The organism is Rubritalea sp. (assembly GCF_039830215.1).
In the GTDB taxonomy this organism is placed as follows: Bacteria; Verrucomicrobiota; Verrucomicrobiia; order Verrucomicrobiales; family Akkermansiaceae; genus Rubritalea.
The window spans coordinates 1-9189 of the sequence record NZ_JBDOPO010000091.1 but is presented as its reverse complement, the minus strand read 5'-3'; the positions used below and the strand labels follow the sequence as shown (position 1 = coordinate 9189).

The following is a 9189-nucleotide window of genomic DNA, read 5'->3' as shown; positions in this document are numbered from 1 at the left end:
AAACAACTGGTCTCTCTCGCAGTCACTAATTAGACGCCATTCTCCCACTTTAAGGTCAGCCGCCTCGAAGTTTCCTATTTTATGGCGAATCAAACGTAGGGTTGGGAAACCTACTTTTGCGGTCATGCGCCTCACCTGTCGGTTCTTACCTTCGGTTAGCTCTAGGCTTAGCCATGACGAGCGGCCTGCTTGGACAGCATCTACTGGCGGAACACGCTCGAGCACCTGTGGAGCCTGCTTGAGAAGACTTGCTCGGCACTTTTTAGTGCGGTGCCCACGAATTTCGATTCCGCCAGATCTCAGCATTTCAATAACCGAATGCTTAGGTGTCCCATCCACCTGTACAAGATATGTTCTTCTATGTCCATGTTTAGGATGGATTAGGCTCTCTTCAAAACCTTTTTCATCACTTAGTAGAAGCAAACCCTCTGAGTCCATGTCCAGGCGGCCCACCGGCATCGCTTTTGGTGGTAACGGAAGCTCCAAATCTGCCAGAGTTTTCTGTCCAGGGTAATCCGGGTTTTGGTTAAATTGGCTGAGTACCCCGTATGGCTTGTTGAGTATAATAATCATTGTTATTAAATTTAGTGTTTGAGATCTGGCATGTTCAGCACATGACAGATGTGTTCAGCTGTCATCTCGCCCATTGTCGTAATGTGTTTAAATTTATCAATCTTGTGCATCTCATCTAACTCTTTACCTAGCAATTCCACGTGCGTGCTTGGACAAATAGTCGAACGCTTCATGATCTTCAACACGGCAGAGAGTCGCCGATGCTCCGAAGCTGCTCGTCGGGCCATTTGCGAGCGTTCTTCCTCCGCATACTGACTGATAGTTTGACGGTTGAGTGAATCAAAACTCAACTTGGTAATCTTGCGATTAGATCTAAAGTTATACGACAAATAGATACGCCCTTGTCCCTCGTATGATTGTTGGTCAAAATCAATGGGCCGCACACGGTACTGCACCTCCTCGAAGTCAGGAGTGATATCGACCACGTAGTTGACTGAGCGCATGTCCCCTAGCAGGCGAATGAAACAGCGCTCGTTAAATTTCGTGAACTCCTTAGCTATACGCACCTTATTAAGCTCCGGGTTATCAAGGTATTCACGAAGGAAGGCGTCACCTGGTACTCCCGCGATATGGTCTTCGATCAAGGTGTTTCCATTCACCAAGTAGTTTATTCTATTAGGCGAAAGAATGTGCTCTAGTTCTAATCCAAAAATCCGTGAAGAATCCGCAACCTTCACATAAAAGTAATCTGAGTTGTCGTTGAATTGGTTGGTTATCTTTATCCGAAAAGGACGCGAATTACCAAACTCACCAAAATCGATACGATCCACGGTGAGGTGCTCGTGCAGCGGGGTGTCTCCACCAATTTTCAATGCGGTGTAAATGCTAATGAGGTCTTCACACAGCTTCTTTTGTTCTTCTGGTGGGTACATCACCGTGAGCCACAGGGTTTCATGCCCAGTAGGATCGTCATAAGGAATAGCTCCAATAAACCGCAACAGGTCATCATACACCAACGGGATGTTAGACTGCCTACCAAAGTGGTAGAGATACTGGTGCAAAGAGTTACTGATCGGGTATTGCTGCTTTCTACGTGAAATCATTGTGCTAGATCAAAATGACCCGAGTTTCAGCCACTAGCAAGCACGATTGGTTCTTGCTTCTTCACCCCAAATTCTCAACTCTCCCCCATTGATGATCACCACCTTCACCCGCGTTGCCACCGATGACCTAGACGCACTAATCGACGATGAAGAACTCGTACTCAGTCTCGTTAACGACCTAGGCTTTGACAGTCAGCGGGTCCAACAATTGGCTGGAAATGCTGAAGCAGCCAACCCGGAAACTCTCTTTCACACCCTAGAAGGCCGCTGGAATGGCCAGGGCCAAGTCTATTCTATAGAAGACCAGATCGGATTGCTAATGCACACAGTGCAGCGCTCAACAGAAGACCTCTCGCCACTCGCCCAGCTAGCAAAAGCCGGCAGAGCCACCAACATATCTAACGGCCATGGCGCGATTCGCGTGCTCTTTCCGGCGCAGATTGATGAGATCAACGACTCGCTCACCTCACTACCAGTGGAAGTCCTGCAAGGTAAGGCCGATCTAGAATCCCTCAATGCGGACGCTATACCTCCGCACAATGAATGGACCCAGCAGGAACTCATAACAGCCCCACTCTGGCAAATCTACGACGGGCTCTGCACGTTTTTCCAAAATGCAGTCGATGCCGATGAGTACATTTTGCTGGCCGTGCATGCGGAGTGACTCCTGAGCTGCTAGCATCATTTTCTCATCACTTATCTGCCGAAGCTATCTAGAAATCGAGCGTCCCCCCCCTACGTTAAAGTTCCCAAAAACAAGCCTATTAGCAGAGACCTATGCGTTGCTGGCTCTTTTTCTCTTCGAGAATTTGAACTACTCGTGAATAAAAAAGGCGGCTCCCGTGAAGGAACCGCCTTATATTATGAATATTTTAGAGATTTCTCTAAAAATGAAAGTCGCTTAGACGTTAGCTTCAACGCTCTTTGACTGACGCTCAGCGCGCTTGCGCTCGTTCGGGCAGAGAACACGCTTGCGGATACGGAGGAAGTTAGGCGTCGCCTCAACGAGCTCGTCACCATTGATGTATTCGATCGCACGCTCGAGTCCCATTTCGAGTGGTGGTGGAAGAGTCACAGTGTTGTCCTTACCAGCTGAACGGTGGTTCGTGAGAGCCTTTTCTTTCACTGGGTTGACTGAGAGGTCCACGAGGCGCGGGTTCTCACCAATGATCTGGCCTTCGTAGACTTCTTCACCTGGTGCGATGAAGAGCTTACCACGCTCAGTGATTGGAACGAGCGAGTACTGCATTGCTGTACCTGTCGCCATTGAGATGAGCGCACCAGTCTTACGAGTAACGATCTCACCACAGTGTGGTGCGTACTCCTTGAAGAGGTGGGACATGATGCCGTGACCGCTTGAAAGGTTGAGAAGTTCAAATTCGAATCCGATAATTCCACGTGTGGAGATCGTTGCTTCGAGAGTTGCGCCGTGAGCATTGGTACCCATGTTGTCAACGCGCCCCTTACGCGTTGCAAGTGATTTCATCACGCCGCCGAGTGCGTCATCTGGACATTCTACATAGAGAGTTTCGAACGGCTCCATGAGTTTGTCGTCAATGCGTTTCGTAATAACACTTGGGCGGGAAACGAGAAGTTCGAAACCTTCACGGCGCATTGTCTCTACAAGAACAGCGATCTGCATCGCCCCACGTGCTGAAACGTTGAACACACCAGCTTGTTCAGCGTCGGATACTTCAATAGAGATGTTTGTTTTGATTTCGCGGTCAAGACGCTCACGGATCGCGCGGGATGTGACGTGCTTGCCGTCACGACCAGCGAATGGTCCGTTGTTGATGCTGAACTGCATCGTGATTGTTGGCGGGTCAATGTTGACAAATGGAAGTGCTTCCGCTTTTTCCTCGAGAGCGAGAGTCTCACCGATGTCGATGTCTTCGAAACCTGAGATACCAACGATGTTACCAGCAGCAGCAATTGCGGAATCTTCCGATGCGCTTGCACCGTATTCGAATACGCGAGTGATCTTACTACGTACTTTAGTACCGTCCTTACGGAGGAGCCATACGTTGTCCCCTTTTTGAACCTGACCTGAAAGAACTTTACCGAGGGCAACACGACCAACGTAGTTGTCCCAGTCGATGTTGGAAACAAGCATGCGGAATGGCTCTTCAGCTTTTGCTTCTGGAGCTGGAACGCTGTCGATGATTCCTTGGAGAAGTGGAGTCATGTCCTTTTGCTCGTCTTCTTCGAGGTTGCCTACAAAGAAACCATTTTTGGCAGAACCGTAGAAGAATGGAGCTTCGAACTGCTCCTCAGAGGCTTCGAGGTCGAGGAAAAGCTCGAGAACCATGTCACGCACTTCAGAAGGACGTGCGAAATCGCGGTCAACCTTGTTGACGACTACGATTGGGTGAAGACCTTCAGCGAGGGCCTTCTTAAGAACGAAACGCGTCTGAGCCTGTGGGCCTTCATAAGCGTCAACCACGAGGAAAACACCGTCAACCATCTTCATCACACGCTCTACTTCACCACCGAAATCGGCGTGTCCAGGAGTATCGATGATGTTGATTGTGTGGTCTTTCCAGTGAATGGAAGTGTTCTTCGACTTGATGGTGATTCCTTTTTCTTTTTCAAGATCCATAGAGTCCATGGCACGCTCAGTAACCTGCTGGTGCTCAGCATAGGCGCCACCAGCTTCTAGTAATTTATCCACGAGCGTCGTCTTGCCGTGGTCAACGTGTGCAATAATTGCAATATTTCGGATCTTGTCAGTCATAAGATATTGATTTTAAGAAAGTGATTTGATTGGGAGGGAGGACGGACAATCTCCATAATTCGCTTAATTGCAACGCTAAACTCACTCGATTAGCGAAAACACACGAAAATAGCCCACAAAAACATGATTAGACATTAGCTTACAAACGCTTATAAAGATCAGAATATAGCATATAATGAAACAGCTTCTTCTAAATAGCCAACACGCTCGGAATTTCCCCACTTAAATACACCAGTGCCATTCTACGTATAAGGAGCTAGTACTAGATGTAGCTCTAAGGTGTAAAGGATATGCTACGTAGCAAGTTGCCTCTCTGTCACACAAAAACCAGTAAATGATTCAGTTTGCTATGAGCTCATTGCCAGACCGGCGGATCTAAAACGGCCAGAATGCTTTGACTAATTTAGAAAAAATTCCGGATCTCTCCATAGGTCTATCTTCATCCATCAGCTGGGCGTAGCGGATAAGTCCGACCACTGTAGAATACTGCGGGTCGCGGAAGTACTCATGGATGCCACTCACTTCCGGTTGATCGGGACGGTAGACCTGAAGGCGGAAAACATTACCTGCCAACTCGCTAAATCCACGCATCAAGCTCGATCCACCAGTAAGGAAGACTCCTGTTCCTACTTTTTCTAGTGCACCATCGGGCAGGTTCTGCCTCACCAACTGCAGAGTCTCTTCGAGACGGCCGCGGATGATATCATTCAGCAGCTGTCGCTTGATCTCTAGTTCAGGGAAACCTTTATCATCAGGAATGGTGACTGTCCCCACCGAACGAGCTGGATCACCAGAGGCGTCACCTTCAGTACATTTTACTTTCTCGGCTTTAGACAACGGCATCTGAGTGACGAGATGGATGTCATTCGTGACATGGTCACCGCCGACTGGAATACAGCCCGAGGCCGCCACTGCACCATTCAAATAAAGTACATAATCGGTCGTTCCACCGCCAATATCTATCACCAAAGCTCCCGCTTCTTTATACTGACGTTTCAGGGCTATCTGCGCTGAAGCAATAGGAGCGAAAACGATATCATCGACATCGAGAGGAATCTCACGGGCACACTTGATGCTATTTTGTACCCGTGTTTTGATTCCGTGTACAATGTGAAAATCTGCCTCCAAGGTGCGGCCTAACAAGCCTACGGGATTACTAGCTTGCTCGTTACCATCGATCCAATACTGACGAACGATGTTATGCAGGTAGACATTATCCGATGGGATTGCGATGTCTCGGGCTATCTCCTTGGACTCCTCGACATGCTCATTAGTAATTTCCTGGTCTTCATCAGGCAATCGGTACGTTCCACGGTTATTCACGCCAGTGATGTGAGAGCCTGTGACAGAAAGGAAGACGCTACGGATATCGACATCACACACATCTTCAGCTTCTAACAAGGCTTCGCGGACACAAGTACGGACATTCGCCATATCAGAGATCTCCCCCTTGCGCACACCAACAGACTTCGTCTCTCCAACTCCAAGAATCTTAACCGAGCTATCAGCCTTCACTTCCCCAACCACCATGCATGTCTTGCTGGAACCAATCTCCAGGCCCACATATATCTTTGATTTAGCCATCTAGGTACCTACCACTCCATTAATCGTTCACACTCGTTAACCCATCATTCGACTGAGATGAGAGATCTTTAAAATTCCCCGGAATATTATGTTTAGGCAAGAGGTTGATCCACTCAAGCTCTCGGCCAGTTTCTATGGCATGGTTGCGCGCCGCAATGAGGTCGTTCAGCTGGCGTTTATGCTCATACATTCCAAAAGTTGCTTCCACGTTATCATTACTAGTCATCACCAGCATGTAAAAATTCGCCACAGCTACACGCTTCACCGTCCACTCACCTTTCACCACATCATTCACCAATGAAATAAGAGAAAGCGCACGAGCGGCATCTTTATTAATCATTTTTTCACCTAGAGGAAACTCGTGGGTATCAGCCTCACTAATGTCGATGACTGGCAGATTTCGTGCCACATCCCAAAGGCTACCTTGGCAGGTGAATATCACACCATCGGCATCCACCAACATTCCTGAGAGCGGGTTACGCCCAGCCATCCCAAGTTTAGGGCAAGCAATCCAAGCGACTGGAACACGCTCAGTAAGCGTGATTTTCACTGTGTCGGGGAGACGCCGCTCGACAACGGCAGCCACCACTTCTGGACGTGCAATCAATCGAGCTTCAGCTAGATCTATATTAAAAGAAAAAATAGTTCCGCTTGGGTCGATTTCAGCAATTTGCGCGACTTCACTCTCATTAAGAAAGCCGTTAGTCTTGAGCTCCAAGTGGCGAAGGGCAAACTCTGGACTCGTGAGAAAATGGTTCTGCACATAGCTAATCCCGTAAAGCCCCGTAGCGCCAAGAATCGCAAGCACCATTGCTATCTTAAATATATTCCAAATAGCCTTGCGTGACTGAAAGAAAACGATACGCGGAGAGCTGACCTGCAAGTGGAGCATGCGGTCAGAGCGCTGGCGCACATAGCGCGTGTTCGCTTGTTTCTTTCTAAACATTTCTTGGAGTCTGCAGCGAAATCTCTGCAATTTTTATACAAAGATCACCGAACGAATAACCAGCCTCTTTAGCTGCTTTTGGCAGTAGGCTACTCGCTGTCATTCCTGGGATAGTGTTAGCTTCTAACACGTAAGGGTTTCCATCGACATCCAACAGTACATCAACTCGGGAGTATACTTCAACTCCCAAAGCTCGATGCGCTGCTAAAGCTGCGTCTTGCACTTTTTTTGACGTTTCTGAGTCCAGATCGGCTGGGCAATAATAATCAGTCCCACCTTCACCAGTCATCCATGGATATTTGTTGGACATATCATAGAATCCACTACGAGGAGCAATATGCACAATCGGGAAAACCTCGTCATCGAGCACGCCCACAGTGAGCTCCTTGCCTTCGACAAATTGTTCGACCAACACCGCGTCACCATACTTCGCAGCATCTCCGATCGCAGCACTAGCATCAGCTTCTTGCTGAACAATGTGCACCCCAACACTTGACCCCTCACGTGGAGGCTTCACTACGTATGGCAATGGCATTTTAGGCATTTTTACACCGGCTCTACAGTCAATAGTCTCGGAAGCCGGTGTTGGAACATTCTGCTCAATGAAACGATGCTTGCTCGCCACTTTGTCAAAAGCTAACAAACTAGATGCTGAGCCTGCACCAGTGTAAGCCACACCCTGTTTTTCCAACTGGCTTTGCATTACTCCGTCTTCACCAAACGTTCCATGAATCGTGTTAAAAACAAGTTCCACCCCCTCGGGAACCACGATCTTGTCAGTTTTAATTTCTAGAGCCACCGCATCACAACCTTCGTCAATCAGGGCTTGCAGCACAGCCTTACCGGTCGCCATAGAAACATCGTGCTCAGAGCCTGGGCCTCCCATGGCTACTGCTATTTTGATCTCTTTATTCATTGTTTTAAACATTAAAAAAGGAAGGTGTCTTCACCAATAATTTGCACTTCGGTCTCTAGCTCTACAGCTTTACCCTGCTTCGCTTTAATCCGAATTTTGTCAATGAGATCAAGCACATCTTGCGCGGATGCCTTTCCATCATTCACAATGAAATTTCCATGCTCGAGTGAGACTCTAGCCTTACCCACACTTAAGTCTTTAAAGCCCAGCACATCAACTAACATCCCAGCTGGCATCAAATCTGGATTTTTAAAAACACATCCAGCACTGGCTGCGAGTGGCTGAGAATTACGTCGCTTGGTCATTGAGGTCTCCATCTTTTGTTGGATGACTGCAGGATCAGCAGACGCACCTTTGAAGCGGGCACTCAGAGCAAAGCTACGACGAAGCTCAGGCACGTTTCTATAAAATGCTTCGATTTCTTCACGGCTGCGAGTACGTATCTGCCCATCTTCGTCTAGGAAGGTGACCTCCACTACTTGGTCAAATGTCTCAGTCCCCATTGCTCCTGCATTCATCCGAAGTCCTCCACCGACATTTCCAGGAATTCCCTCCATCCACTCAAAACCGGTCAACCCAGCTTTTTGCGCCACACTTGCTAGCTTTTTAAAGCGCACACCCGATCCAGCAGTGATAGTTTCTCCGTCGACTGTTACCTCGCCAAACACGCCTTTTGCAGGACGGATGACTACGCCACGGATGCCTCCATCACGGACCAATAAATTAGAACCACGACCGAGAACACGCACAGGAATTCCACGCTCACGACAATACCTCACAGCCCTCGCAAAACAGTTATGCGTTTGCGGCTCCACCCAAAACTGGGCCGGTCCTCCGACCAACATTGTGGTGTGCTTTCGCATCGGTTCGTACAAATGGGCCTTGACTTTCCCTTCACTGCATCGGCCAAGAATATCCTCTAAGACCACCTGATCTCTCGCGATTTTCGTGGCAGCTTCGTGCACGTTTCCTGCTCCTAGAGTGATCAATATGTCGCCATCTTTTAGAGCATTACCAACCGCGTGGTGTGCTTGTGGGACAGCCCCCACAACTTCAGCTGGGACATTTCCATGTTGCTTCATGGCATCCACAATTGTTTGGCCGCTGACGCCATCAATCGGTAATTCGGAGGCAGGATAAACGTCAGTCACAAATACTCTATCAGCAGCTTGCAGGACTCTGCCAAAATCTTCCGCTAGTTTTTGAGTACGGCTAAAGCGATGCGGTTGGAACAACACAACTATCCGCTTGGGATCGAGCGAACGAGCAGTTTGAAGAGTCGCAGCAAGTTCAGTAGGGTGGTGGCCATAGTCATCTACCACTCTCAAGCGTGGGCTGAGGTATTTTGTTTCAAATCTACGGCGGGCACCAGCAAAAGTAGCGAGCGCACGTG

The 9189-nt window shown here is 48.5% G+C and carries 8 protein-coding genes; 1 reads left to right on the top strand and 7 read right to left on the bottom strand.

Translation table 11 applies throughout. The features are described 5' to 3' along the window. Positions 1-573: pseudouridine synthase (locus ABGY95_RS02865; protein ID WP_347440185.1), on the bottom strand; the 573-nt coding region annotated here is incomplete at its 3' end. Between the two features lie 11 nt (positions 574-584). Further along, positions 585-1616 carry a hypothetical protein gene (locus tag ABGY95_RS02860; protein ID WP_347440184.1) on the bottom strand — a complete coding sequence of 344 codons (1032 nt, stop codon included), beginning with the start codon at positions 1614-1616 and terminating at the stop codon, positions 585-587. A 91-nt stretch (positions 1617-1707) separates the two neighbouring features. On the opposite strand from ABGY95_RS02860, the gene ABGY95_RS02855 reads away from it, so the two are divergent. Beyond that, positions 1708-2280 (top strand): DUF1877 family protein, encoded by a 573-nt coding sequence (locus ABGY95_RS02855; RefSeq protein WP_347440183.1) that lies wholly within the window; start codon positions 1708-1710, stop codon positions 2278-2280. 237 nt (positions 2281-2517) lie between these two features. On the opposite strand, the gene typA is transcribed toward ABGY95_RS02855, so the two are convergent. From typA to murB, 5 genes are all read right to left on the bottom strand, one after another. After that, the gene (typA, locus tag ABGY95_RS02850) at positions 2518-4350 is read right to left on the bottom strand and encodes a translational GTPase TypA (RefSeq protein ID WP_347440181.1); all 1833 of its coding nucleotides are present in this window, start codon (positions 4348-4350) and stop codon (positions 2518-2520) included. 375 nt (positions 4351-4725) lie between these two features. Further along, positions 4726-5934 carry a cell division protein FtsA gene (gene ftsA / locus ABGY95_RS02845; protein ID WP_347440180.1) on the bottom strand — a complete coding sequence of 403 codons (1209 nt, stop codon included), beginning with the start codon at positions 5932-5934 and terminating at the stop codon, positions 4726-4728. Between the two features lie 19 nt (positions 5935-5953). Beyond that, positions 5954-6880 (bottom strand): FtsQ-type POTRA domain-containing protein, encoded by a 927-nt coding sequence (locus ABGY95_RS02840; RefSeq protein ID WP_347440179.1) that lies wholly within the window; start codon positions 6878-6880, stop codon positions 5954-5956. Further along, positions 6873-7796: a D-alanine--D-alanine ligase gene (locus ABGY95_RS02835; protein ID WP_347440177.1), complete on the bottom strand. Its 924-nt coding sequence runs from the start codon at positions 7794-7796 to the stop codon at positions 6873-6875. Before ABGY95_RS02835 ends, ABGY95_RS02840 begins: the two co-directional genes overlap by 8 nt. A gap of 11 nt (positions 7797-7807) precedes the next feature. Continuing rightward, on the bottom strand, positions 7808-9189 hold a 1382-nt coding region (murB, locus tag ABGY95_RS02830), incomplete at its 5' end, for a UDP-N-acetylmuramate dehydrogenase (RefSeq protein WP_347440176.1).